Genomic DNA, 24,645 nt, shown 5'->3' with positions numbered 1-24,645 from the left:
CCACATTGTGGGCCAAATGCATGACCCCGCCATAACGTTGTCGCCAGAAGTCCTTACACTTCGCGCCTGTTTTTCGTTTTTTAGCCCGTCGTTGGAGCCTTTCGATGAAGTTTCGCTTTCCCATCATCATCATTGACGAAGATTTCCGTTCGGAAAACACGTCGGGCTTGGGCATTCGTGCCCTGGCACAGGCTATCGAGTCGGAAGGGTTCGAAGTTCTGGGCGTCACCAGCTATGGCGATTTGAGCCAGTTCGCCCAGCAACAAAGCCGCGCCAGTGCTTTCATTTTGTCGATTGACGATGAAGAGTTCACCCCCGGTCCGGATCTGGACCCTGCGGTGCTAAACCTGCGCCACTTCATTGAAGAAGTGCGCCGCAAGAACCTGGACGTGCCTATCTATGTGTATGGCGAGACCAAGACCAGCCGCCACATCCCCAACGATATCCTGCGCGAGCTGCATGGCTTCATCCACATGTTTGAAGACACGCCCGAGTTCGTGGCGCGCCACATCATCCGCGAGGCCAAGGGCTATCTGGAGGGCGTGCAGCCGCCATTCTTCAAGGCGCTGCTGGATTACGCCGAAGACGGTTCCTACAGCTGGCACTGCCCGGGGCACTCCGGTGGCGTGGCCTTCTTGAAGAGCCCGGTAGGTCAGATGTACCACCAGTTTTATGGTGAAAACATGCTGCGCGCCGACGTGTGCAATGCGGTGGAAGAGCTGGGTCAGCTGCTGGACCACAACGGAGCCATCGGTGCCTCCGAGCGCAATGCGGCGCGGATTTTCAATGCGGATCACTGCTTCTTTGTGACCAATGGCACCTCCACTTCCAACAAGATGGTGTGGCACCACACCGTGGCGCCCGGTGACATCGTGATCGTGGATCGCAACTGCCACAAGTCCAATCTGCACGCGATCATCATGACCGGGGCGATTCCCGTGTTCCTGAAGCCCACGCGCAACCACTTCGGCATCATTGGCCCGATCCCGCAAAGCGAGTTTGAGCCGGCGACTATTCAGGCCAAGATCAAGACCAACCCCTTGCTCAAGGGCGTGGACGCGAAGAAGGTCAAGCCGCGCATCCTGACGCTGACGCAATCCACCTACGACGGAGTGCTCTACAACACCGAAACTATCAAAAGCATGCTCGATGGCTACGTGGAAAACATCCACTTTGACGAAGCCTGGCTGCCACACGCTGCGTTTCACCCGTTCTATGGCACCTACCATGCCATGGGCAAGAACCGCGCACGCCCCAAGGAAGCGGTGGTCTACAGCACCCAGTCCATCCACAAGCTGCTGGCCGGTATCAGCCAGGCCAGCCATGTGCTGGTACAGGACTCCCAGACCGTGAAGCTGGACAAGCACTTGTTTAACGAGGCCTACCTGATGCACACCAGCACCAGCCCGCAGTACAGCATCATTGCCAGCTGCGACGTGGCTGCCGCCATGATGGAGCCGCCTGGCGGCACTGCACTGGTGGAAGAAAGCATCGCCGAAGCGCTGGACTTCCGCCGCGCCATGCGCAAGGTGGACGAAGAGTATGGCGATGACTGGTGGTTCAAGGTCTGGGGACCGGACAAGCTGGCCGAGGAGGGCATTGGCAAGGCGGCAGATTGGATCATCAAGGGTGAATCCAAGACGGCCAAGGCCAACTGGCACGGCTTCGGCAAGCTGGCCAACGGCTTCAACATGCTGGACCCGATCAAGTCCACCATCGTGACGCCCGGTTTGGACCTCAACGGCAAGTTCGCCAAAACTGGTATTCCGGCTTCCATCGTGACCAAGTTCCTGGCGGAGCACGGCGTGGTGGTGGAGAAGACGGGCCTGTACAGCTTCTTCATCATGTTCACCATCGGCATTACCAAAGGCCGCTGGAACAGCATGTTGACTGCGTTGCAGCAGTTCAAAGACGACTACGCCAAAAACCAACCCATGTGGCGCGTGTTGCCTGAGTTTGTGCAAAAGTACCCGCGCTACGAGAAGATGGGTCTGGCGGACTTGTGCCATCACATCCACCAGCTGTACGCCAAGTTCGACATCGCACGCTTGACGACTGAGGTGTATCTGAGCGACTTGGTGCCTGCCATGAAGCCCAGCGATGCCTACGCGCACATTGCCTTGCGCAAAACAGAACGTGTGGAAATAGACCACCTGGAAGGGCGCGTGTCTGTCGGCATGGTCACGCCATACCCACCCGGAATTCCCTTGCTGGTGCCCGGCGAGGTGTTCAACAAAAAAGTGGTGGACTACCTCAAGTTCTCGCGCGAGTTCAATGCGCAGTGCCCTGGCTTTGAGACCGATGTACACGGCTTGGTGAGCGAAGTGGGCGAAGATGGCAAGCTGCGGTATTACGCCGACTGCGTCAAAGCTTGAGCGAACGCCCCGACTGGGGCATACCAACAAAAATAGCGCGAATGCGGTGGCATTGGCGCTATTTTTTTAGGAGCTGCTCGCACGGCATCTACGGGGTCTAGCCCCCAATTTGGCTTAAATTAGCCGGCCGCAGGCTCCGTCGTTACGCCCATGGTCTGGCTGTAGCCGCCATCGACATAGGTGATTTCAGCGGTCACGCCACCGGCCAAATCGCTCAGCAAAAAAGCAGCCACGTTGCCTACATCTTCAATCGTCACGTTGCGGCGGATGGGCGACGCACCAGCCACCATGTTCAGCAACTTGCCGAAGTCCTTGATGCCGCTGGCGGCCAAGGTCTTGATCGGGCCGGCGCTGATGCCGTTGACGCGGATGCCCTTGGGGCCCACGGCCTCGGCTAGGTAACGCACGCTGGCTTCCAGACTGGCCTTGGCCAGGCCCATGGTGTTGTAGTTGGGGATGATGCGCTCCGCACCCAAATAGGACAGGGTCAGCAGAGCCGCTTTGGGAGTCAGGTAGGGCAGGGCGGCCTTGGCCATGGCGGGGAAGCTGTAGGCGCTGATGTCGTGCGCGATCTTGAAATTTTCGCGTGTCAAGCCGTCCAGGAAATTGCCGGCAATCGCTTCACGCGGCGCAAAGCCAATGCTGTGCACAAAGCCGTCAAAGGTGGGCCAGTGAACAGACAGATCCTTGAACAACTGGTCGATCTGCTCATCGTTGCCCACATCGCAGTCAAACACCAGCTTGGAATCGAAGTCAGCTGCGAACTCGGTGATACGGTCCTTGAAGCGTTCGCCCACGTAGCTGAAGGCTAATTCGGCGCCTTGCTCTTTGCAGGCCTTGGCAATGCCGTACGCAATGGAACGGTTTGACAATACGCCGGTGATCAACAACTTCTTGCCTGCTAAAAAGCCCATAGTGTCCTCATGAAAAATGCTTGGTCTGGTGCAGAATTGTCGCATGCGAATTCGGGAGTTTCTTTGTCTGGCATTTGGCAGCGTTTGTGCGCTTCCCGTATGGGCTGCCCATGGTTATGCGCTTTGGGGAGACCTCAAGTACCCTGCGGGCTTCTCTCAGTTTGACTATGTGAATCCGCAGGCACCCAAGGGCGGAGAACTACGCTTGGTGAGTAATCTGCGCGTCTCCACGTTCGACAAGTACAACCCTTTCACCATCAAGGGGACGGCCCCCGCCTATCTCAGCGGGCTGATGTTCGATACCCTGCTGGTTGGCGCGCTTGATGAAACTGCTGCTGGATATGGTTTGCTGGCCGAGGATGTGACTGTGGCAGCCGATGGCCTGAGTGCCACGTTCAAGCTGCGCAAAGAAGCCCGCTTCCACAACGGTGACCCGGTACTGGCGCGCGATGTCAAACACAGCTTTGACACCTTTATGGGCCCTTTTACCTCCCCGGCCTACAAGAGCGTGCTGGACGATGTTGCTGGCGTGGACGCCCTGGATGCCACGACGGTGCGCTTCCGCTTCAAGAAGCCCAACCGCGAGCTGCCACTGACCGTGGGTGGCCTGCCGGTGTTCAGCCACCGCTGGGGCGAGGAGGGGGGCAAGTCCAAGCCCTTTGACCAGGTGGTCATGGACATTCCGATTGGCAGCGGCCCCTACAAGATTGGCCCCGTTGTGTTCGGCAAGGACATCACCTATGTGCGCGACGCCACTTACTGGGCCAAAGACCTGAATGTAAAGCGCGGCAGTGCCAACTTTGACCGCATCACGGTCAAGATCTACAAGGACAACACCGCGCGGCTCGAGGCACTCAAGGCTGGAGAGTTCGACCTCATGCGTTTCTTTTCAGCGGGTGACTGGGCGCGCCGCGTGAACGGCCGCAAGTTTGACAGCGGCGAACTGGTCAAGGCCGAGTTCAAACACCGTCTGCCTACGGGTTTTCAGAGCTACGTGCTCAACACCCGGCGCGACAAACTCAAGGACGTGCGCGTGCGCCAGGCGCTGGGCTTGGCGCTGGACTACGAATGGATGAACCGCCAGATGTTTTACGGCGCCTACCATCGTGTGCAAGACCTATTTGGCAACACCGACTGCCAGGCCACTGGCGAGCCTTCTGCCGAAGAGCTCGTACTGCTGGAGCCTTGGCGCGCCCAAGTGCCTCCTACAGTGTTTGGTCCCATGGCCGTCCCTCCGCGGACCGATGGTGAACATAGCCTGCGCGACAACCTGCGCCTCGCACAAAAGCTCTTGAAGGACGCCGGTTGGACGTACCGCGACGGCGCTTTGCGCAACGCCAAGGGAGAGGCCTTTGCTCTGGAGTACCTGGACAGTGCTGAAACCGGCGCCCGGGTGGTGGCACCCTGGTCGCGCAACCTGGAGAAGATCGGTGTCAAACTCAACTTCCGCCCGGTGGACTTTGCGCTGTACCAGCAACGCTTGCAAAAGTTTGATTTCGACATCACGTCCATTGCCTACGGCGGCACCCACAACCCCGGGCAGGAATATGCCGACATGTTTGGAAGCAAGGCCGCCGACACCGAAGACTCGGGTAATTTCACGGGCATCAAGAGCCCGGCAGTGGACGCGCTAGTGACCCAGATCACGGCGGCCAAGCGCAAGCAGGATCTGCTATCAGCCTGCCGCGCGCTAGACCGCGTCATCATGCACAGCCACATTCTGGTGCCGCAATGGTCCGCGGGTACCCACCGCTTGGTCTACAACAGCTGGCGCTTGGATAAACCGGCCCAGATGCCTCCCTACGCGCAGGGCGAGGGTTGGGCCATTGATACCTGGTGGGCTAAATGAAGCCCCCACGCTCCACCGCTGCGCGGGTCACTGCCCCCCAAGGGGGGCCTCGCGCCTTGGGGCGGCCCGGCGGCGCTCACCCATTCGCATAATCAACGCATGTTGCTGTACTCCCTCAAGCGCCTGGCGCTAATGTTGCCCACACTGTTTGGCATCCTGTTGCTGACCTTTGTGGTTATCCAGTTTGTGCCCGGTGGTCCCGTGGAGCAGTACCTGGCGGAATCCCGGGCGTCTGCCGGGGGGGGGGGCGACGGTAGCGCCTTGAGCTACCGCGGTGCGCAGGGGGTGGATCCCAAGCGTCTGGAGCAAGCCAAGGCTTTGTATGGCTTTGACAAGCCAGCACCTGAGCGCTTTTGGCAGATGCTGGTGCAATTCGCCCAGTTTGATCTGGGTAAGAGTTTTTTTCACAACAAGAATGTGTCTGCCCTGGTGTGGGAGAAACTGCCGGTTTCCATGAGTCTGGGTCTGTGGACCTTTTTCATCAGCTACCTGGTTGCCGTACCGCTGGGGGTGGCCAAGGCAGTGCGGGCGGGTTCTCGCTTCGACCTGGCCACCAGCGTATTGGTGCTGATCGGTTATGCCATCCCGGGCTTTGTGCTGGGCGTAGCCCTGTTGGTGGTGTTTGGTGGACAGTTGCAATGGTTTCCGCTGCGCGGACTGACCTCCGCCAACTGGGAACAACTGAGTTGGGGCGGCCGCATCGTGGACTACCTTTGGCACATTGCCATGCCAGTCACGGCCATGGTGATGGGCAGTTTTGCAGTGACGGCCATGTTGACCAAAAACGCCTTCCTCGAAGAAATCCGCAAACAGTACGTGTTGACGGCGCGCGCCAAGGGATTATCCGACAAGCAGGTACTGTGGAAACATGTGTTCCGCAATGCGCTCATCCCCATCATCACGGGTTTTCCGGCAGCCTTTATCGGTGCATTTTTTACCGGTGCTTTGCTGATCGAGACACAGTTCTCGCTCGATGGCCTGGGCCTGCTGAGCTATGAAAGCGTCATCCGGCGTGACTACCCTGTGGTTTTGGGAACACTTTACCTGTTCACCCTGATCGGTTTGGTCACCAAACTGGTATCCGACCTCTGCTATGCCTGGGTGGATCCGCGCATCACTTTCGACTGAACCATGCAGCAAGCCGCATCCAACAGTAGCCAGCCGTTTGAGGCCGCAACCAGTCCCAGCCGCCGGGCCTGGCGGCGTTTTCGCAGCAACCGGCTGGGCTTTGCCAGTTTGGTGCTGTTCCTCCTGCTGGTGCTGTTCAGTCTTGCGGCCGAACTGGTCTCCAACGACAAACCGCTGGTCGTGAGCTACCAAGGCCAGACTTACTGGCCGCAGTGGCGCGAATACCCCGAGACCACCTTTGGTGGCGACTTTGCCACGCCTACCGATTACCTGGACCCCTTCATCCAGCAGCGCCTTGCCGAGCCTGGCAATTGGGCCCTGTTTGCGCCGAACCGCTACGGCCCCAAAACGCTGAACTACTTTGCCAAGGCGCCCAACCCGGCCCCGCCCAGTGCGGACAACTGGCTGGGCACCGACGACCGTGGGCGCGACCTGTTGGCCCAGCTGATTTATGGCTTCCGCGTCAGCGTACTGTTTGCGCTGGCGCTTACCTTGACCGGCGTAGTGCTTGGAGTCGTCACGGGTGCTATCCAGGGTTTTTTTGGCGGCAAGACTGATCTGGCATTCCAGCGTTTTATTGAAATCTGGAGTGCGATGCCTGAGCTTTACTTGCTCATCATCTTCAGTGCCATCTTTGCGCCCAGCATCGCGCTGCTGCTAGTGTTGCTGAGCCTGTTTGGCTGGATGGGCTTGTCGGACTACGTGCGGGCTGAATTTCTGCGCAACCGGCAGCTCGACTATGTGCGGGCTGCCCGTGCCTTGGGCGTCTCCAACTGGCGGATCATCACGCGCCATGTGTTGCCTAACAGTTTGACGCCTGTGGTCACATTTTTGCCTTTCCGCATGAGCGGCGCCATTCTGGCGCTCACCTCGCTGGACTTTTTGGGCCTGGGCGTACCGCCCGGCACGCCGTCCTTGGGCGAGCTGCTATCGCAGGGGAAAAACAATATTGATGCCTGGTGGATTTCGTTATCGACCTTCGCTGTGCTGGTCGTGACGCTGCTGCTGCTCACCATGATGGGCGATGCACTGCGAGATGCCCTGGACCCCCGCAAACAAGACACATGAGCGAACCGACCCCTCTTCTGGATGTGCAGGGCCTGCGAATCGCTTTTGGCGGACGCGAGGTCGTGCGTGGCGTGAATTTCCGCTTGGCTGCGGGTGAAAAGTTGGCCCTTGTTGGAGAGTCTGGCTCGGGCAAGACGGTGACGGCCTTGAGCCTGCTGGGCCTGGCCCAGGGGGCACGGGTGCAAGGGCATGCCCATTTCGGGTTGGCACAGCCAGTCGATTTGCTGGCCTTGCCGGAACAGCGCTTGCGCGGAATCCGTGGCGAAGACATCGCCATGATTTTTCAGGAGCCCATGACGGCGCTCAACCCGGTCTTGACCATTGGCGAGCAGATTGCGGAGATTTTGAGGCTAAAACAGGGTCTAAGCCTCGTAGAATCTGCGCAAACAGCTATACAATTGATAGCAGATACCGGCATTTCGGAGCCGCAGCGCCGCTTCAAGGCCTATCCCCACCAGCTTTCGGGCGGACAGCGCCAACGCGCCATGATCGCCATGGCCCTGGCCTGCAAACCCAAGCTGCTACTGGCAGATGAGCCCACTACAGCACTGGACGTGACTGTGCGCCGCCAGATTCTGGACCTGCTAGACGAGTTGCAACACAAACACGGCATGGCCGTGATACTCATCACCCACGACCTGAACCTGGTGCGCCAGTTCGCCCACCGCGTGGCGGTGATGGAGAACGGCCATCTGGTAGAACAGGGCCGTGTAGAACAGGTGTTCGCACAGCCGCAGCACGCTTACACCCGCCGTCTGCTGGCCAGTCGCCCGGTGCGCGATGTGCCGCCCCGCAGTGCCGACGCAGAGGTCTTGCTGCAAGGGCGGGCGGTCCGTGTCAGCTACCGCGTCCCGCTTGGGGGCTGGCGTGGCTGGTTTCGCTCGGGTGCCTTTGTGGCTGTGCAAGGTGCCGATTTCACCTTGCCAGCGGGACAGACCGTGGGCGTGGTGGGCGAATCCGGTTCAGGCAAGTCCACGCTCGCGCTGGCCGCGCTGGGCTTACATCCATTTTCGGGGAGCTTGTCAGTGCTGGGACAAGCTTGGGGGCAGGGGGGGCGTACTGACACAACCCTGCGTCGTGCGCTGCAGGTGGTATTTCAAGACCCATTTTCCTCGCTGTCCCCCCGATTGACGGTGGGCGAGATTGTGGGCGAGGGCCTGCTGGTGCACGCCCCCACGCTGTCGCCGCAGGCCCGCCGCGGCCGGGTGGCGGCGGTGCTGGAGACTGTGGGCTTGGGCGAGTCTCAGTTTCCGGGCCTGCTGGAACGCTATCCGCACCAGTTTTCTGGCGGGCAGCGTCAGCGTATCGCCATCGCCAGGGCCTTGGTGATCGAGCCACGGATGTTGGTGCTGGACGAACCAACCAGTGCGCTGGATGTGACCATGGCCCAGCAAATCCTGCAGCTCTTGCAGCGCCTGCAGGCAGAGCGCGGACTGGCCTATTTGCTGATTACCCACGATGTGGGGGTCATCCGGGCCATGGCGCACCAAGTATTGGTCATGCAAGCGGGTCAGATTGTGGAAAGCGGCCCTGTGGAACAGGTGCTGGAACGTCCACAGCACGCGTACACCCGTACTCTTCTGGCAGCCGCCGAATAATTCCTTACGAATCAAGGCTCTTAGCACAGTTTTGGAGTACAATCCAAAGCTCACGACCAAACGGGCGGGTAACTACCGCCCGTTTTTTTTGGTCGATTGTTTTTCATTCACGCTTTTTTCACTCTTAGGCAGGCTTTACCGACGTGGCATTACAGGAAATCGTTGCACAAACCGTAGCAGGGCTGGGATATGACTTGGTGGAGATTGAGCGCTCCGCCGGGGGCTTGCTGCGCATTACCATCGATTTGCCCTGGACTGCGCCGGTGGACGGCCAGGCGTCTGACGAGCAGTTTGTCAACGTGGAAGACTGCGAAAAAGTTACTAGGCAATTGCAGTTTGCCCTTGAAGTGGATGGCGTGGAGTACAAGCGGCTGGAGGTGTCCTCGCCCGGTATTGACCGACCGCTGCGGCACGCCCAAGATTTTGAGCGTTTTGCGGGGCAGATCATCGACATCACCCTCAAAGCGCCGATCGGCGAAGCCGCTGCAGGCCAGGTCAACGCCAATCGCAAGAAATTTCGCGGCACGCTGGAGCGTGTAGCAGCGGCCGATGGCGCCGTGGGGTGGCAAATCGTCTGGAGCGATGCGCCCGAACCCAAACCCGGTCAGAAGGTCAGTAAAAAACGTGTACCCCCGCCGATGCAGGCGCTGGGTTTCACTTTGGATGAGCTGCGCGATGCGCGGCTGGCACCGATTGTGAGTTTCAAGGGCCGCGGCAACGCCGGGGCCGCGGAGTAAGCCGTACCGCTGGGTTCCAGTTGGCGCGTCCCCCAAGTTTGTTTGTATTGATCAGAGTGTTCAGGAGAGTCATGGCATGAATCGCGAACTGTTAATGCTGGTGGAAGCAATTTCCCGAGAAAAAAACGTAGAGCGTGACGTGGTGTTGGGTGCTGTGGAAGCAGCCCTGGCCCAGGCCACCAAAAAGCTGTATCCCGGCGAAGTGGATATCCGCGTGGCTCTGGATCGTGACAGCGGCAATTACGAGACGTTCCGCCGCTGGCATGTCGTGCCCGATGAGGCTGGCCTGCAACTGCCTGATCAGGAAATTCTCTTGTTTGAAGCCAAAGAGCAGATTCCAGACATCGAAGTCGACGAGTACATCGAAGAACCCGTCGCGTCTGTGCCGATCGGCCGTATCGGTGCCATGGCTGCCAAGCAAGTCATTCTGCAAAAAATCCGTGACGCAGAGCGCGAAATGCTGCTCAACGACTTCATGTCGCGCGGTGAAAAGATTTTTGTCGGTACCGTCAAGCGTCTGGACAAGGGCGACATCATTGTCGAGAGCGGCCGCGTTGAAGGTCGACTCAAGCGTGGCGAGATGATCCCCAAGGAAAACCTGCGCACTGGTGACCGCGTGCGTGCCATGATCATGGAAGTGGACCTGACGCTGCGTGGCGCACCCATCCTGTTGTCGCGCTCCGCGCCTGAGTTCATGGTGGAGTTGTTCCGTCAGGAAGTGCCTGAAATCGAACAGGGCCTGCTGGAAATCAAATCCTGCGCCCGTGATGCAGGATCTCGCGCCAAGATCGCCGTGCTGTCGCATGACAAGCGCGTAGACCCAATTGGCACCTGCGTGGGCGTGCGTGGCACCCGTGTGAACGGTGTGACCAACGAACTTGCTGGTGAGCGTGTGGATATTGTGCTGTGGTCCGAAGACCCTGCCCAGTTTGTCATCGGTGCTTTGGCTCCAGCCAATGTGTCCTCCATCGTGGTGGACGAAGAGCGCCACGCCATGGATGTGGTGGTGGACGAGGAAAACTTGGCAATCGCGATTGGCCGTGGCGGCCAAAACGTGCGCCTGGCCTCCGAGCTGACCGGCTGGAAGATCAACATCATGGACGCCGCTGAGTCGGCCCAGAAACAGGCCAACGAGACGGATTCCGGCCGCAAGCTGTTCATGGAAAAGTTGGATGTGGACGAGGAAATCGCCGACATCTTGATCGCTGAAGGTTTTACCAGCCTGGAAGAGGTGGCTTATGTGCCCTTGCAGGAAATGCTGGAAATCGAGAGCTTTGACGAAGACACGGTGCATGAGTTGCGTAACCGCGCCAAAGATGCGCTGTTGACCATGGAAATTGCCCATGAGGAAAGCGTCGAAGAAGTTTCGCAAGATTTGCGTGACCTCGAAGGCCTGACCCCGGAGCTGATCGGCAAGCTGGCAGACGGCGGTGTACACACCCTCGATGACCTGGCCGACTTGGCCGTTGACGAACTTACAGATATCACTGGCCAGTCTGCGGACGAGGCCAAGGCCCTGATCATGAAGGCGCGCGAGCATTGGTTTACCAATGACGCTGCCTCTCAAGAGTAACGGTCATGAAAGGTTACACAGAATATGTCCAGTACGACCGTTGCCGAGTTTGCCAATGAACTCAAAAAATCTACCGATACCCTGCTTGAACAACTGAAGTCAGCTGGCGTTCCCAAGGCCTCGGCCTCGGACGTCCTGACCGATGGTGACAAACACAGTCTCTTGAACTTTCTGCAAAACAGCCATGGCACTGCCAGTCCGGAGCGCAAAAAGATCACGCTGGTGAAGAAGCAAACCACCGAAATCAAGCAGGCTGATGCCACAGGCAAGGCCCGCACCATCCAGGTGGAAGTACGCAAGAAGCGTACCTTTGTGCGCCGAGATGACGGTCTGGATGCTCCGTCGGATGCGCCCGAGGTGGAGTCGGAAGCTCCGGAATCTGCAGCACCTGCGATTGACCATGCCGAGCTCACACGCCGCGAGGAAGAAGCACGCCGCCAGGCGGAGCTGATTCGCCGCCAGGAAGAAGACCTGGCCGAAAAACGCCGCTTGCGTGAAGACGCCGAACGCCGTGAGCGTGAAGCCGAGGAACGTGCCGCCAGCTATGCGGCAGCCGAAGCACTGAAAAAGAGCCAGCTGAGCGCGACCGAGGCAGAGGCCTCGGCAGAAGCCGCACAAGCGGCTGCAGCGCGCGCCGCAGCGCAAGTGGAAGCACGTGAGACGGCTGCCGCCGAATCCAAAGCCCGTGCAGAAGAAGAGGCCAGCCGCGCCGCCGATCTGGGAGATCGCCGCCGCAAAGCAGAGGCCGAGGCTGCAGCTATCCGCATGATGATGTCAGCACCCAAAAAGGTGCTGGTTGCCAAGAAACCCGAAGAAGCCAAGCCTGCGGCCGATGCCAAGGCCGGCATGAAGGGAACGCTGCACAAGCCTGCAGCCGGCTCCACCGTGGCCAAACCCGGTAAACCAGCGGCAGGTGCGCCTGCGGGCAATGCAGGCCCAGGTGCGGGTAAAGAGGTCAAGTCGGCCAAGCTGTCTAGCAGTTGGGCGGGTGATCCGGCCAAGAAAAAAGAACTTAAAACCCGTGGAGACACAGGTGCTGGCGCAGGCCGATCTACCAATTGGCGTGCCGGTCCTAAGGGGCGCCGTGGCAATGACCGCGACCGCGATGAGCAGCACACCCAGTCGGCACCGGTGGAAGCGCGCGTCATTGAAGTGCACGTGCCTGAAACCATTACCGTGGCCGAACTGGCGCACAAGATGGCGATCAAGGCTTCTGAGGTGATCAAATCGCTGATGAAGATGGGCCAGATGGTCACCATCAACCAGCCGCTGGACCAGGACACCGCCATGATTGTGGTGGAAGAATTGGGCCACAAGGCCATCGTGGCGGCGCTGGACGACCCCGAAGCGTTTACCGACGATGAAGTGCAGGGCCAGGAAGCTGCGTCCATGCCGCGCGCACCCGTGGTGACTGTCATGGGCCACGTGGACCACGGTAAGACCTCGCTGTTGGACTACATCCGCCGCGCCAAGGTGGCTGCGGGCGAAGCCGGTGGCATTACCCAGCACATTGGTGCCTACCACGTGGAAACCCCGCGCGGCATGGTGTCCTTCCTGGATACCCCGGGCCACGAGGCGTTTACTGCCATGCGTGCCCGCGGTGCCCAGGCTACTGACATCGTGATTCTGGTAGTGGCAGCCGACGACGGCGTGATGCCCCAGACCAAGGAAGCTATCAAGCATGCCAAGGCGGCTGGCGTTCCTCTGGTGGTGGCGATTACCAAGTCCGACAAGCCCGACGCCAACCCCGAGCGCGTGAAGCAGGAGTTGGTGGTCGAAGAAGTGGTGCCCGAAGAATACGGCGGCGACTCTCCGTTTGTGCCCGTCTCCTCCAAGACCGGCATGGGCATTGACGCGCTGTTGGAACAGGTGCTGTTGCAGGCCGAAGTGCTAGAGCTCAAGGCCCCGGTGGATGCCATGGCCAAGGGCCTGGTCATCGAAGCCAAGCTGGACAAGGGCCGTGGTCCTGTCGCCACGGTGCTGGTCCAATCCGGCACGTTGAAGGCCGGCGACGTGGTACTGGCGGGTCAGACCTATGGCCGCGTGCGCGCCATGCTGGACGAGAACGGCCAGAAGATCGAATCTGCCGGCCCCTCCATCCCGGTGGAAATCCAGGGCTTGACCGAAGTGCCGCAAGCCGGCGACGAATTCATGGTGATGGGTGACGAGCGCCGTGCCCGTGAAATTGCCACCTACCGTGCTGGCAAATTCCGCAATACCAAGCTGGCCAAACAACAAGCCGCCAAATTGGAATCCATGTTCTCCGACATGTCTGCTGGGGACGTCAAGACGCTGCCCATCATCGTCAAGGCCGATGTACAAGGTTCGCAGGAAGCGCTGGCCGCCTCGCTACTCAAGCTGTCGACGGACGAAGTCAAGGTGCAGATGGTGTACTCCGCCGTGGGTGGCATTAGCGAATCCGACATCAACCTCGCGATTGCCTCCAAGGCCATCGTGATCGGCTTCAACACGCGTGCCGATGCAGGTGCGCGCAAGCTGGCGGAAGGCAATGGCGTCGATATCCGTTACTACAACATCATTTACGATGCCGTAGACGAGTTGAAAGCGGCCATGTCTGGCATGCTGGCACCTGAGAAGCGTGAAGAGATCATCGGTATGGCCGAGATCCGCACGGTGTTCGTGGCCTCCAAGATTGGTACGGTCGCAGGCTGTATGGTCACCAACGGCATGGTCAACCGCAACGCGCATTTCCGCCTGTTGCGCGACAACGTGGTGATTTACACCGGCGAGCTGGACTCCCTGAAGCGCATGAAGGACGATGTGCGCGAAGTGAAGGAAGGCTTCGAGTGCGGTATCAAGCTCAAGAACTACAACGACATCAAGGAAGGTGATCAGCTGGAGTTCTTTGAGGTTAAGGAAATCGCTCGTACGCTGTAAAAAACCATGGTGAAAAAGAAGTCATCCACCCCCAACCGCAGCTTTCAGGTTGCCGACCAGATCCAGCGCGATCTGGCGGAACTGATCGCCCGCGAGTTGAAAGACCCGCGGGTGGGCATGGTGACCATCCAGGGCGTCGAAGTGACGCCGGACTATGCCCACGCCAAGGTGTTTTTCAGCCTGTTGGTGGGTGATCCGGTGGCCACTGCCGAAGGGCTGAACCAGGCGGCGGGCTTTCTGCGCGCTGGCTTGTTCAAGCGTTTGCACATTCATACGGTGCCGACGCTGCATTTCATTTTCGACCAGACCACCGAACGCGCGGCGGATATGAACGCGCTGATTGCGCGTGCCGTGTCGTCGCGCGCCAAAGAGGACTAGCCATGAACGCGCCGCGCACGAGGGTGCTACGGCGCCCCGTGCATGGGGTGCTGTTGCTGGACAAGCCGATTGGTCTGTCGAGCAACCAGGCTTTGCAGAAAGCCAAATGGTTGCTGCGGGCGGAAAAGGCGGGCCATACGGGCACGTTGGACCCGCTGGCCACAGGAGTGCTGCCGCTGTGTTTTGGCGCTGCCACCAAGTTCAGCCAGATGCACCTGGATGCCGACAAAGCCTACGCCACCACGGTGCGGCTAGGTATTCAGACCAGCACGGCAGATGCCGAAGGTGAGGTGATCAGCGAGCGACCGGTTTCGGTGACACCTGCGGAATTGGACGCGGTGGTGCGGCGATTCACCGGGCCCATTGCCCAAGTGCCTCCCATGCACAGTGCCCTGAAGAAGGATGGTAAGGCACTGTACGAGTACGCCAGGGCCGGAATAGAAGTGGAGCGCGAAGCGCGCCACGTGACGATTTATGCATTAAATGTGCAGGAGTCCCTTGTAGATACTGCGCAACCAGCTATCAAAATGATAGTGGATTGCAGCAAGGGGACGTACATCCGCACGCTGGGTGAAGATATCGGAGAGGCGCTCGGCTGTGGAGCCCACCTCAGCGCGTTGCGGCGTATCCGCACTGGTGGCTTCAGCGAGGCCCAGTGCGTCACGCTGGAGGCCCTGGAGGCCATGGGCGAGGCGGAACGGCTGGCGTGTCTGCTGCCTGTGGATGCGCTGTTGCCAGAGCATGTGCCTGTCACACTGGACAGCGACAATGCGGCACGATTTTTGAGTGGAATGCGCAGACGCGGCCCTTGGCCGGATGCAGACCATGTGGCAGTGTATGCAGCGAGCCCACGTTCGCTGCTGGGAACTGCGCAGGTCAAAGCGGGTGAGTTGATTCCAGTACGGCTGCTGAGCCCTCAGGAGATCAGTGAATCCCAGGCCCAGGCAGGGGCCATGGAACAGAGTTTGAAGCAAGTAAATGAAACCTTGGCCCTTGGGGCGTAAGCAGAAAGTGAACCATGAGTAAACAAATCCGAAACATCGCCATCATTGCCCACGTGGACCATGGCAAAACCACCATGGTGGACCAGCTGCTGCGCCAGTCCGGCACCTTTGCCGAGCACGAAAAAGTGGTCGACACCGTGATGGACAACAACGCCATTGAAAAAGAGCGTGGCATTACCATCTTGGCCAAGAACTGCGCCGTGAGCTGGGAAGGCACGCACATCAACATCGTGGACACTCCCGGACACGCGGACTTCGGTGGCGAGGTGGAACGTGCTTTGTCGATGGTCGACAGCGTGTTGCTGTTGATCGATGCGCAGGAAGGCCCCATGCCCCAGACGCGCTTCGTGACCAAGAAGGCGCTCGCCCTGGGTCTGAAGCCCATCGTCGTCGTGAACAAGGTGGACAAGCCTGGAGCCAACCCCGACAAGGTGGTCAACGCCGCTTTCGACTTGTTCGACAAGCTGGGTGCCACAGATGAACAGCTGGACTTCCCCGTGGTCTACGCCTCCGGTATCAACGGCTGGTCGTCGTTAGAAGAAGGCGCACCTGGTGAGCAGTGGGGCCCCGACATGTCGGCCCTGTTCAACACCATCCTGAAACACGTGCCACCGAACTCTGGTGACCCTGCAGCACCTTTGCAGTTGCAGATTTCCGCGCTGGACTTCTCCAGCTTTGTCGGCCGTATTGGCGTGGGCCGTATCAGCCAAGGTACCTTGAAGCCCATGCAGGACGTGGTGGTGATGGAAGGCCCGGATGGCAAGGCTGTCAAAGGCCGCGTGAACCAGGTGCTGACATTCCAAGGTCTGGACCGCATGCAAAGCCCCCTAGCTGGCCCTGGCGACATTGTTTTGATCAACGGTATTGAAGACATCGGTATCGGCGTGACAGTGACGGACCCCGCCAACCCCCAGCCGCTGCCCATGCTGAAGGTGGACGAGCCCACGCTAACCATGAACTTCTGCGTCAACACCAGCCCGTTGGCTGGCCGCGAAGGCAAGTTCGTCACCAGCCGCCAGATCTGGGACCGCCTGCAGAAAGAACTGCAGCACAACGTGGCGCTGCGCGTCAACGAAACCGACGAAGAAGGCGTGTTTGAAGTGCTGGGTCGTGGTGAATTGCACCTGACCATCCTGCTGGAAAACATGCGCCGCGAAGGCTATGAAATGGCCGTCTCCAAGCCCCGCGTGATGTTCAAAGACATCAATGGTGAGAAGCATGAGCCGATCGAATTGGTGACCGCTGACATCGAAGAGCAACACCAAGGCGGCGTGATGCAAGCCCTCGGCGAGCGCAAGGGCGAGTTGATCAACATGGAACCAGACGGCCGTGGCCGTGTCCGTTTGGAATACCGTATTCCAGCCCGTGGCCTGATCGGTTTCTCCAACGAATTCCTGAACTTGACCCGCGGTTCCGGCCTGATCTCCAACATCTTTGACAGCTATGAGCCGCACAAGGGTGACATCGGTGGCCGCAAGAACGGTGTGCTGATCTCCATGGACGACGGTGAAATCTTCACCTACGCCCTGGGCAAGTTGGACGACCGCGGCCGCATGTTTGTGAAGGCGAACGATCCGGTGTACGAAGGCATGATTGTGGGTATCCACAACCGTGACAACGACTTGGTGGTGAACGCCACCCGTACCAAGCAGCTGACCAACTTCCGCGTGTCCGGCAAGGAAGATGCGGTGAAGATCACGCCTCCTATCGAGTTGACACTCGAATACGGCGTGGAATTTATCGAAGACGACGAGCTGGTCGAAATTACGCCTAAGTCGGTCCGCCTGCGCAAGCGCTTTCTGAAAGAGCACGAGCGCAAGCGCGCTAGCCGCGAGTAAGGCAAACAGGCGGCCCTTGCGGGCCGCTTTTTCGTTCATGAAACTCACCCACAACCGGGCCGTCTTTTTGATGGTGGTGGTGACCTTGATGTGGTCTACCGCTGGCGTTGTCACGCGCCATCTCGAATTTGCCCGCAGCTTTGAGGTCACCTTCTGGCGCGCCTTTTTCACGGTGCTCAGCCTGTCGGTGATCTTGCCATTTGTGCGCGGGCGCGATGTGTTCCGCAAGATGCGCCACGCGGGGCGGTTCTTCTGGCTCTCAGGCCTGTGCTGGAGCGTGATGTTCACGGCCTTCATGGTGGCGCTCACCCTCACCAGTGTGGGCAATGTGTTGGTCACCATGTCGATCGGGCCCTTGCTCACTGCGTTGATTGCGCGGATTTTCATCGGGCACCGGGTACCACTGCGCACCTGGCTGGCCATCGTGGTGGCCGGGGCGGGCATTGTTTACATGTACGCGTCCCAGCTCGGCAACGTGTCGCTACTCGGCACGCTGGTAGCGCTGTGTGTGCCCATCGCAGGGGCTACCAACTGGACGGTGACCCAGCATTCGCACGATCAGGGCTACGATGTGGACCTGATGCCTGCGGTGTGGGTCGGTGCGGTGATCTGCTGCATCGTGACGCTGCCTTTGTCTTATCCCTTCCAGGCCAATGTCCACGATGTAACTTTGCTCGGCTTTCTGGGTGTCGTGCAATTGGCCATTCCTTGCGTGCTCAGCGTGCGCTGCGCACAAATCCTCAAAGCCCCCGAGATCTCCCTGCTGCAGTTGCTGGAGGTGATCTTCGGCATTCTTCTGGCCTGGCTGGGCGCCAACGAAGTGCCCGCAAACGCCGTACTGTGGGGCGGGGCGCTGGTGATTGGCGCCTTGGTGACAAATGAACTGATTGGATGGAGACAACGCGCATGAATACCAATGCCCTGCACACCGCAGACCTGATCACCGACATCCGTGGCAGCGTGGGCTGCATTACCTTGAACCGAGCCAAGGCCCTGAACGCGCTGAGCCTGGACATGGTGCGCGGCCTCACCGCGGTGCTGCGTGCTTGGAAAGACGATGCCTCGATCAAAGCGGTGGCTATCCGGGGCAGCAACAAGGCAGGCGTTTTTGGCAGTTTCTGCGCGGGTGGCGACATCCGCTTCTTCCACCAGGCAGCCTTGGCGGGCAATCCGACGCTGGAAGACTTTTTCACTGAGGAATACGCTCTCAATTACCTGATCCACCACTTTCCCAAGCCCTATATTGCCTTCATGGATGGCATCGTGATGGGTGGAGGCATGGGAATCAGCCAAGGTGCGTCCCACCGCTTGGTGACCGAACAGACCAAGATGGCGATGCCGGAGACCGGCATCGGACTGTTTCCCGATGTCGGCGGTGGCTACTTCTTGAGCCGCTGCCCGGGCCGTACCGGGGAGTGGCTAGCGCTCACGGGTGATGTGATCGACGGCGCGACTGCCGTGGTCTTGGGTCTGGCCGATCATCTGGTAGATGCAGCCCGCCTCCCTGAGGCTTGGGAGGCCTTGGCGACCCTGAACTGGTCTTCGTCCGATCCTTTGAGTGCCTGGGCTGCTATGTTTTCAGGAGCTTCTCACGCAGATTCCGTGGGAGCTAGAGACCAAATCGACCAATATTTTGCACTCGACAGCGTGCAGGCCATCGTGCAGGCGTTAGAGGCCGACAGCAGCGAGTGGGCCCAGTACACAGCGGCTACGTTGCGCAAGCGCTCGCCGCTCATGCTGCATGTGGTCCTAGAGCAGGTGCGCCGCGCACGCAGCTTGGCGCTGGCAGACGATCTGCGCATGGAACGCGACATGGTGCGCCATTGCTTCTTCACCCAGCACCTGGGCCGCTCTGGTGCGAGCAGCGAAACCGTAGAAGGAATTCGCGCCTTGGCTGTTGACAAGGACCACACTCCCCGTTGGACCCCGGCCAGCATTGAAGAGGTGACTGTAGAGATGGTTGCGCCGTTCTTCGCCAGTCCGTGGCCTGCATCTGCTCACCCGTTGCGCGAACTGAATTAAATCGTATGGCTCCGCCGAGCGAGGAGTGGTACGAAATCGCACCCAACTGTTGGTGCCAATGTACTGCCGAAGTATTGGGCTAGCGGTTGCGGTCCTTCATGGCGCGCTCCACTTCCCGTTTGCCTTCGCGGTCCTTGATGGTGTCGCGCTTGTCATGCTCGGCTTTGCCTTTGGCCAAGGCAACATCACACTTCACCTTGCCAGCTTTCCAATGCAGATTGATGGGTACCAAGGTATAACCTTTTTGCTCTACCTTGCCGATCAAGCGTTTGATTTCCGCCTTGTGCATTAGCAGCTTCTTGGTCCGCACATGGTCAGGATTCACGTGACTGGAGGCAGTATGCAAAGGATTGATTTGCAGGCCAATGATGAAAAGCTCACCGTTGCGTATGACCACATAGCCATCGGTGAGCTGCACTTTGCCTTCGCGCAGGGATTTAACCTCCCAGCCTTCCAGCACCAGGCCCGCTTCAAAGCGTTCCTCAAAAAAGTAGTTGAACGCGGCCTTTTTGTTGTCGGCGATGCGGGAAGCAGTTTCGGGTTTTTTGGCCATTGCACTCAGGTGGGGATTACAGACAGGATTGAAAGGGCAGACGCTGTTGGGCTTGTCTACAATCCCGCGCAGACCGCCATTCTATGAAAACTGTTCACAAGTCCGTTCTGATCTGGTACAGCCCGCACGAGATGTATGCCCTGGTAACCGATGTCGCCCAGTATCCGCAGTTTTTGCCTTGGTGTGACCATGCCCAAATTCTGGAACATGATGACCAGGGAATGACGGCCGAGGTAGGCATTTCTTTCAGCGGTATCCGCCAAACGTTTACCACCCGCAACCGGCACACGGAACCTAGCCAAGTCGGGATGCAATTGGTCAAAGGTCCATTTTCCAAACTCGACGGTGTCTGGAACTTCCACCCTCTCGGGGACGGCTCGCAGCGCGCCTGTAAGGTAGAGCTGGTACTGAACTATGGATTTGACAATGCCACGCTCGGCAAGCTGGTCGGCCCCGTGTTTGACAAAATTGCGGCGAGCTTGGTGGACGCTTTTGTCAAACGTGCGCAACAGGTCTACGGTGACTGAGGCACTTTTTGCCGTAACAGTGGTGTTAGCGACCGGGCCCCGGCAGGTTCACGTCAGCCATTTGCAGGTAGCACAAGGCTGCACTGCTGCCATGGCCGTGCGGCAAAGTGGCTTGCTTGAGCCCCTAGAAGAATCGGAAATTGAACAATTGACCTTGGGAATCTGGGGCCAGAAGGCCAATAGCCAGCAGCCGTTACGCCCACACGACAGGGTGGAACTTTACCGCGCCCTGCAAGTGGACCCCAAGGTCGCACGCCGTGAACGCTTTGCCAAACAGGGGGCCAAATCCGCAGGTCTGTTTGCAAAACGCCGGGCAGGTTCCAAGGCCGGCTATTAGCGGCCCTAGCGCCGCCCCTATTTGCAATCGGCGTCGATGACGGTTTGAATGCGTTGGGCTTCGGCTGCGCGTGTTGCATCGTCCATGACTTCCCGTTCACCGGCAGCGTTGGTACGTGACAAACGGACACCAGATTCAAACGCCGCTTTCGCCTGTTTAGCGCGTGCGCAGTTCTCCACTTTGGCCTTTGCCACACGCTCTTCTTCGGCCTTGCGTTTGGCGGCTTCTGCATCTGCGGCCTGTTTTTTCTTGGCTTCGAGCTCTTTGTCTACGCCAGCGCCTTTGGCTGCGCTGCTCGGCAACGCAGGTACGGGCGCTGTGGGTGTGGCCGCTGCATCCACAGTCGCTGCAGGTGCAGACGCGGCCCGTTGCCCAGCGGGGCGCTTCAGAATACTTTTTTCAGGTATCTCAGCGCCCGGGGCACGGTCGCTAAAGACCTTGCGCCCGTCCTTGTCCATCCACTGCCATTGGGCCCAGGTACCTGTGACAGATAGGGCCAAAACGGCTGCCAAAAGTGCGTGAAAGGGTTTCATACAAGCAAGTGTAGCGCGCGGGGCAGGGCAAGGACAAATTGACGCGGGTACAATCCGATTTTTGGAGCTTTGACATGCGCCTTCTCGGCAAAGCGCTCACCTTCGACGATGTGTTGTTGGTGCCAGCGTTCTCCCAAGTCCTTCCCAAGGACACCAGCCTCGCCACCCGTTTCTCCCGCAACATCGCACTGAATCTGCCGCTCGTTTCCGCGGCCATGGACACAGTGACCGAAGCCCGCTTGGCGATAGCCATAGCGCAAGAGGGTGGCATGGGGATTGTTCACAAAAACCTGACTCCGGCCGAACAGGCTGCGCAGGTCGCCAAAGTAAAGCGCTACGAGTCCGGGCTGCTACGTGACCCGGTGGTCATCACACCGGAAACCACGGTGCGCCAGGTGATTGCGTTGTCAGAGCAGCTAGGTGTATCCGGATTCCCGGTTTGCGATGGCGGCAAGGTGGTCGGTATCGTGACAGGACGTGACTTGCGGTTCGAGACCCGCTACGACCAACCTGTGCGTGAAATCATGACACCGCGCGAACGGCTGATCACGGTTCCCGACGGCACGACACCAGATGCCGCCAAGGCCTTGCTGAACAAACACAAGCTGGAACGCTTGCTGGTCGTCAACGAGGCCTTCGAGCTCAAGGGCTTGATCACCGTTAAGGACATTACGAAACAACTCAACTTCCCTAACGCCGCCCGGGATTCCGCAGGTCGTCTGCGTGTAGGCGCTGCCGTCGGAGTAGGCGACGGCACCGAGGCCCGTGTGGAGGCGCTGGTGGCGGCAGGTGTCGACGCTATCGTGGTTGACACCGCGCATGGTCATAGCAAGGGGGTGATTGATCGGGTGCGCTGGGTCAAACAAAACTTCCCCCAGGTGGATGTGGTGGGCGGCAATATTGCCACCGGTGCTGCAGCGCTGGCTTTGGTCGAAGCGGGAGCAGATGCCGTGAAGGTCGGTATTGGCCCTGGCTCCATCTGTACTACGCGCATAGTGGCTGGCGTGGGCGTCCCTCAAATCATGGCCGTGGACAGTGTTGCCACCGCCTTGCGCGGTACCGGTGTCCCCCTGATTGCTGACGGCGGTATTCGTTACAGCGGAGATATTGCCAAAGCGATCGCGGCTGGTGCAAGCACCGTCATGATGGGGGGCATGTTTGCAGGTACTGAAGAAGCGCCTGGCGAGGTGATCTTGTACCAGGGCCGCAGCTACAAGAGCTATCGCGGCATGGGCTCCATCGGCGCCATGCAGCAGGGCAGTGCGGATCGCTACTTCCAGGAGTCGAGCACCGGAAACCCCAATGCTGACAAACTGGTGCCCGAAGGAATCGAAGGTCGTGTTCCTTACAAAGGCTCCATGGTGGCTATCGTGTTCCAAATGGCCGGCGGCATTCGTGCCAGCATGGGTTATTGCGGTTGCGCCACCATCGAAGAGATGCAGAACAAAGCTGAGTTCGTGGAAATCACAACGGCTGGTATTCGGGAGAGCCACGTCCATGACGTGCAAATCACCAAAGAAGCCCCCAACTACCGCGCGGACTGATCGGTACCTTTCCCATGCACCAGAAAATTCTCATTCTTGATTTCGGGTCCCAAGTCACGCAGCTGATTGCCCGCCGTGTACGTGAGGCCCATGTGTTTTGCGAAGTGCATCCTTGCGATGTCAGTGATGAATGGATTCGGAAATACGCCGCGGATGGTCAGCTGAAAGGCATCATTCTTTCCGGTAGCCACGCTAGCGTGTACGAAGAAGCTACGGACAAAGCGCCTCAAGCGGTATTTGAGTTGGGGATTCCAGTGCTGGGGATTTGCTATGGCATGCAAACCATGGCACAGCAACTTGGCGGCAAGGTTGAAGCCGGCCACACGCGCGAATTCGGTTTCGCCCAGATACGCGCTCACGGCCATACGGCTCTGTTGGACGGCATCCAGGATGCGGTGAATGCGCAGGGCCATGGCTTGCTGGATGTCTGGATGAGCCACGGCGACAAAGTCACTGAACTCCCCCCTGGCTTCAAGCTTATGGCCAGCAATGCAGCCTGCCCAATTGCTGGCATGGCGGACGAGTCTCGTAATTTCTATGCCGTGCAGTTCCATCCAGAAGTGACGCACACAGTGCAGGGGCAAGCCATGCTAGAGCGCTTTGTGCTAGGTATTTGTGGCACCCGTGCCGACTGGATCATGGGCGACTACATTGCCGAGGCCGTTGAGCGTATTCGTGCCCAAGTCGGTGATGAAGAGGTCATTCTTGGGCTCTCCGGTGGGGTCGACTCGTCGGTAGCGGCCGCATTGATCCACCGTGCCATTGGGGATCAGTTGACTTGCGTGTTTGTGGACCATGGTCTATTGCGCCTCAATGAGGGCGATATGGTGATGGACATGTTTGTTGGCAAGCTGCATGCCAAAGTCATCCGCGTAGATGCCTCTGCCCAGTTCCTGGGGCATCTCGCCGGTGTGAGCGAGCCTGAAGCCAAGCGGAAAATCATTGGCCGCGAGTTTGTGGAAGTCTTCAAGTCAGAAGCTGCAAAACTAACGGCATCGGGCGCCTCCAAATCCGGTGCAAAGTGGCTGGCACAAGGCACCATTTATCCAGACGTCATCGAATCAGGTGGCGCCAAGACCAAAAAAGCGGTAACGATTAAGAGTCACCACAACGTGGGCGGACTACCCGAGCAACTGGGCCTCAAACTTCTGGAACCATTGCGCGAGCTGTTCAAGGATGAGGTACGTGAGTTGGGGGTGGCCCTCGGCTTGCCGGCGGACATGGTGTATCGCCATCCGTTTCCCGGCCCAGGCTTGGGCGTGCGTATCTTGGGCGAGGTCAAGAGAGAATACGCAGACTTATTGCGTCGAGCTGATGCCATCTTCATTGAAGAGTTGCGCAAAGCGCCTTATGAGGGCAGTATCGCCTTGGGTGCAAACCCACGCCACGTGCCAAAAACTTGGTACGACGCGGTATCCCAGGCCTTTACGGTGTTTTTGCCGGTAAAAAGTGTGGGGGTCATGGGCGACGGCCGAACCTATGACTATGTTGTGGCTTTGCGTGCCGTGCAAACCAGCGACTTCATGACCGCTGACTGGGCTGAATTGCCTTACAGCCTACTAAAGACCGTGTCTGGTCGGATCATTAACGAGGTGCGCGGTATCAATCGTGTGACCTACGACGTCAGTAGCAAACCGCCCGCCACCATCGAGTGGGAGTAGGGGGATCGCTCCTAGGGAAATCCCGAGAGCGAATAGGTTTTCCGCAGAATCAACGTAAAAAGTTCATCCGGCGCCCCTCGGGGCGCTGACTTTTTATGCAAGCTTGGT

20 protein-coding genes are annotated in these 24,645 nt (G+C 59.0%); 17 read left to right on the top strand and 3 right to left on the bottom strand.

Translation table 11 applies throughout. The features are described from left to right. The first annotated feature begins 104 nt into the window (after positions 1-104). Positions 105-2,375: an arginine/lysine/ornithine decarboxylase gene (locus CHU94_RS14200; RefSeq protein WP_094480906.1), complete on the top strand. Its 2,271-nt coding sequence runs from the start codon at positions 105-107 to the stop codon at positions 2,373-2,375. A 119-nt stretch (positions 2,376-2,494) separates the two neighbouring features. Here the strand turns inward: CHU94_RS14200 and fabI are convergent, their stop codons facing one another. Then, positions 2,495-3,289, bottom strand: a complete 795-nt coding sequence (gene fabI, locus CHU94_RS14195; RefSeq protein ID WP_094480904.1) for an enoyl-ACP reductase FabI — start codon at positions 3,287-3,289, stop codon at positions 2,495-2,497. Positions 3,290-3,332: 43 nt separating this feature from the next. Here fabI and CHU94_RS14190 point away from each other — a divergent pair, with 43 nt between their 5' ends. The 12 genes from CHU94_RS14190 to CHU94_RS14135 all read left to right on the top strand — a co-directional run bounded on the left by CHU94_RS14190 (position 3,333) and on the right by CHU94_RS14135 (position 19,382). After that, positions 3,333-5,138, top strand: coding sequence for an extracellular solute-binding protein (locus CHU94_RS14190; protein WP_255033960.1), 1,806 nt, complete (start codon positions 3,333-3,335; stop codon positions 5,136-5,138). 99 nt (positions 5,139-5,237) lie between these two features. Beyond that, positions 5,238-6,266 carry a microcin C ABC transporter permease YejB gene (locus CHU94_RS14185; protein ID WP_094480900.1) on the top strand — a complete coding sequence of 343 codons (1,029 nt, stop codon included), beginning with the start codon at positions 5,238-5,240 and terminating at the stop codon, positions 6,264-6,266. Between the two features lie 3 nt (positions 6,267-6,269). Then, positions 6,270-7,334 carry an ABC transporter permease gene (locus CHU94_RS14180; RefSeq protein WP_094480898.1) on the top strand — a complete coding sequence of 355 codons (1,065 nt, stop codon included), beginning with the start codon at positions 6,270-6,272 and terminating at the stop codon, positions 7,332-7,334. Then, entirely contained in the window at positions 7,331-8,932 is a 1,602-nt protein-coding gene (locus tag CHU94_RS14175) for an ABC transporter ATP-binding protein (protein ID WP_094480896.1), read from the top strand. Before CHU94_RS14180 ends, CHU94_RS14175 begins: the two co-directional genes overlap by 4 nt. A gap of 143 nt (positions 8,933-9,075) precedes the next feature. After that, the gene (gene rimP, locus CHU94_RS14170) at positions 9,076-9,669 is read left to right on the top strand and encodes a ribosome maturation factor RimP (RefSeq protein WP_094480894.1); all 594 of its coding nucleotides are present in this window, start codon (positions 9,076-9,078) and stop codon (positions 9,667-9,669) included. Positions 9,670-9,745: 76 nt separating this feature from the next. After that, positions 9,746-11,242 (top strand): transcription termination factor NusA, encoded by a 1,497-nt coding sequence (gene nusA / locus CHU94_RS14165; RefSeq protein ID WP_094480892.1) that lies wholly within the window; start codon positions 9,746-9,748, stop codon positions 11,240-11,242. A gap of 24 nt (positions 11,243-11,266) precedes the next feature. Further along, positions 11,267-14,140, top strand: a complete 2,874-nt coding sequence (gene infB, locus CHU94_RS14160) for a translation initiation factor IF-2 (protein ID WP_094480890.1) — start codon at positions 11,267-11,269, stop codon at positions 14,138-14,140. Between the two features lie 6 nt (positions 14,141-14,146). Continuing rightward, positions 14,147-14,518, top strand: coding sequence for a 30S ribosome-binding factor RbfA (gene rbfA / locus CHU94_RS14155; RefSeq protein ID WP_094480888.1), 372 nt, complete (start codon positions 14,147-14,149; stop codon positions 14,516-14,518). Between the two features lie 2 nt (positions 14,519-14,520). Next, positions 14,521-15,522: a tRNA pseudouridine(55) synthase TruB gene (gene truB / locus CHU94_RS14150; RefSeq protein WP_094480886.1), complete on the top strand. Its 1,002-nt coding sequence runs from the start codon at positions 14,521-14,523 to the stop codon at positions 15,520-15,522. Between the two features lie 14 nt (positions 15,523-15,536). Then, entirely contained in the window at positions 15,537-17,360 is a 1,824-nt protein-coding gene (gene typA, locus CHU94_RS14145; RefSeq protein WP_094480884.1) for a translational GTPase TypA, read from the top strand. 37 nt (positions 17,361-17,397) lie between these two features. After that, entirely contained in the window at positions 17,398-18,270 is an 873-nt protein-coding gene (locus CHU94_RS14140; RefSeq protein WP_094480882.1) for a DMT family transporter, read from the top strand. Beyond that, positions 18,267-19,382, top strand: a complete 1,116-nt coding sequence (locus CHU94_RS14135) for an enoyl-CoA hydratase/isomerase family protein (protein ID WP_094480880.1) — start codon at positions 18,267-18,269, stop codon at positions 19,380-19,382. Before CHU94_RS14140 ends, CHU94_RS14135 begins: the two co-directional genes overlap by 4 nt. A gap of 79 nt (positions 19,383-19,461) precedes the next feature. Here the strand turns inward: CHU94_RS14135 and smpB are convergent, their stop codons facing one another. Next, complete coding sequence (smpB, locus tag CHU94_RS14130; RefSeq protein ID WP_094480878.1) at positions 19,462-19,935, bottom strand: SsrA-binding protein SmpB; 474 nt, start codon at positions 19,933-19,935, stop codon at positions 19,462-19,464. An 83-nt stretch (positions 19,936-20,018) separates the two neighbouring features. On the opposite strand from smpB, the gene CHU94_RS14125 reads away from it, so the two are divergent. Beyond that, positions 20,019-20,462 (top strand): type II toxin-antitoxin system RatA family toxin, encoded by a 444-nt coding sequence (locus CHU94_RS14125; protein ID WP_094480876.1) that lies wholly within the window; start codon positions 20,019-20,021, stop codon positions 20,460-20,462. Beyond that, a complete protein-coding gene (locus CHU94_RS14120; protein WP_369597398.1) occupies positions 20,350-20,799 on the top strand; it encodes an RnfH family protein in 450 nt (149 codons plus the stop codon). The genes CHU94_RS14125 and CHU94_RS14120 overlap by 113 nt, the downstream gene beginning before the upstream one ends. 17 nt (positions 20,800-20,816) lie before the next feature. On the opposite strand, the gene CHU94_RS14115 is transcribed toward CHU94_RS14120, so the two are convergent. Beyond that, the gene (locus tag CHU94_RS14115) at positions 20,817-21,332 is read right to left on the bottom strand and encodes a DUF4124 domain-containing protein (RefSeq protein ID WP_094480872.1); all 516 of its coding nucleotides are present in this window, start codon (positions 21,330-21,332) and stop codon (positions 20,817-20,819) included. A 74-nt stretch (positions 21,333-21,406) separates the two neighbouring features. Here CHU94_RS14115 and guaB point away from each other — a divergent pair, with 74 nt between their 5' ends. Next, entirely contained in the window at positions 21,407-22,876 is a 1,470-nt protein-coding gene (gene guaB / locus CHU94_RS14110; protein WP_094480870.1) for an IMP dehydrogenase, read from the top strand. A gap of 14 nt (positions 22,877-22,890) precedes the next feature. After that, positions 22,891-24,537 carry a glutamine-hydrolyzing GMP synthase gene (gene guaA / locus CHU94_RS14105; RefSeq protein WP_094480868.1) on the top strand — a complete coding sequence of 549 codons (1,647 nt, stop codon included), beginning with the start codon at positions 22,891-22,893 and terminating at the stop codon, positions 24,535-24,537. The last annotated feature ends 108 nt before the right edge of the window (positions 24,538-24,645 follow it).

The organism is Rhodoferax sp. TH121, assembly GCF_002251855.1.
Classification (GTDB): Bacteria; Pseudomonadota; Gammaproteobacteria; order Burkholderiales; family Burkholderiaceae_C; genus Allorhodoferax.
Note: the sequence above shows the minus strand (reverse complement) of the source record. Positions and strands in the feature narration are given on the sequence as shown.

What these genes read in the sequence shown, in the direction of transcription:
- CHU94_RS14200 (WP_094480906.1), top strand. Translation starts at nt 105, where the DNA reads ATGAAGTTTCGCTTTCCCATCATCATCATTGACGAAGATTTCCGTTCG.
- fabI (WP_094480904.1), bottom strand. Translation starts at nt 3,289, where the DNA reads ATGGGCTTTTTAGCAGGCAAGAAGTTGTTGATCACCGGCGTATTGTCA.
- CHU94_RS14190 (WP_255033960.1), top strand. Translation starts at nt 3,333, where the DNA reads ATGCGAATTCGGGAGTTTCTTTGTCTGGCATTTGGCAGCGTTTGTGCG.
- CHU94_RS14185 (WP_094480900.1), top strand. Translation starts at nt 5,238, where the DNA reads ATGTTGCTGTACTCCCTCAAGCGCCTGGCGCTAATGTTGCCCACACTG.
- CHU94_RS14180 (WP_094480898.1), top strand. Translation starts at nt 6,270, where the DNA reads ATGCAGCAAGCCGCATCCAACAGTAGCCAGCCGTTTGAGGCCGCAACC.
- CHU94_RS14175 (WP_094480896.1), top strand. Translation starts at nt 7,331, where the DNA reads ATGAGCGAACCGACCCCTCTTCTGGATGTGCAGGGCCTGCGAATCGCT.
- nusA (WP_094480892.1), top strand. Translation starts at nt 9,746, where the DNA reads ATGAATCGCGAACTGTTAATGCTGGTGGAAGCAATTTCCCGAGAAAAA.
- infB (WP_094480890.1), top strand. Translation starts at nt 11,267, where the DNA reads ATGTCCAGTACGACCGTTGCCGAGTTTGCCAATGAACTCAAAAAATCT.
- rbfA (WP_094480888.1), top strand. Translation starts at nt 14,147, where the DNA reads ATGGTGAAAAAGAAGTCATCCACCCCCAACCGCAGCTTTCAGGTTGCC.
- truB (WP_094480886.1), top strand. Translation starts at nt 14,521, where the DNA reads ATGAACGCGCCGCGCACGAGGGTGCTACGGCGCCCCGTGCATGGGGTG.
- typA (WP_094480884.1), top strand. Translation starts at nt 15,537, where the DNA reads ATGAGTAAACAAATCCGAAACATCGCCATCATTGCCCACGTGGACCAT.
- CHU94_RS14140 (WP_094480882.1), top strand. Translation starts at nt 17,398, where the DNA reads ATGAAACTCACCCACAACCGGGCCGTCTTTTTGATGGTGGTGGTGACC.
- CHU94_RS14135 (WP_094480880.1), top strand. Translation starts at nt 18,267, where the DNA reads ATGAATACCAATGCCCTGCACACCGCAGACCTGATCACCGACATCCGT.
- smpB (WP_094480878.1), bottom strand. Translation starts at nt 19,935, where the DNA reads ATGGCCAAAAAACCCGAAACTGCTTCCCGCATCGCCGACAACAAAAAG.
- CHU94_RS14125 (WP_094480876.1), top strand. Translation starts at nt 20,019, where the DNA reads ATGAAAACTGTTCACAAGTCCGTTCTGATCTGGTACAGCCCGCACGAG.
- CHU94_RS14120 (WP_369597398.1), top strand. Translation starts at nt 20,350, where the DNA reads ATGGATTTGACAATGCCACGCTCGGCAAGCTGGTCGGCCCCGTGTTTG.
- CHU94_RS14115 (WP_094480872.1), bottom strand. Translation starts at nt 21,332, where the DNA reads ATGAAACCCTTTCACGCACTTTTGGCAGCCGTTTTGGCCCTATCTGTC.
- guaB (WP_094480870.1), top strand. Translation starts at nt 21,407, where the DNA reads ATGCGCCTTCTCGGCAAAGCGCTCACCTTCGACGATGTGTTGTTGGTG.
- guaA (WP_094480868.1), top strand. Translation starts at nt 22,891, where the DNA reads ATGCACCAGAAAATTCTCATTCTTGATTTCGGGTCCCAAGTCACGCAG.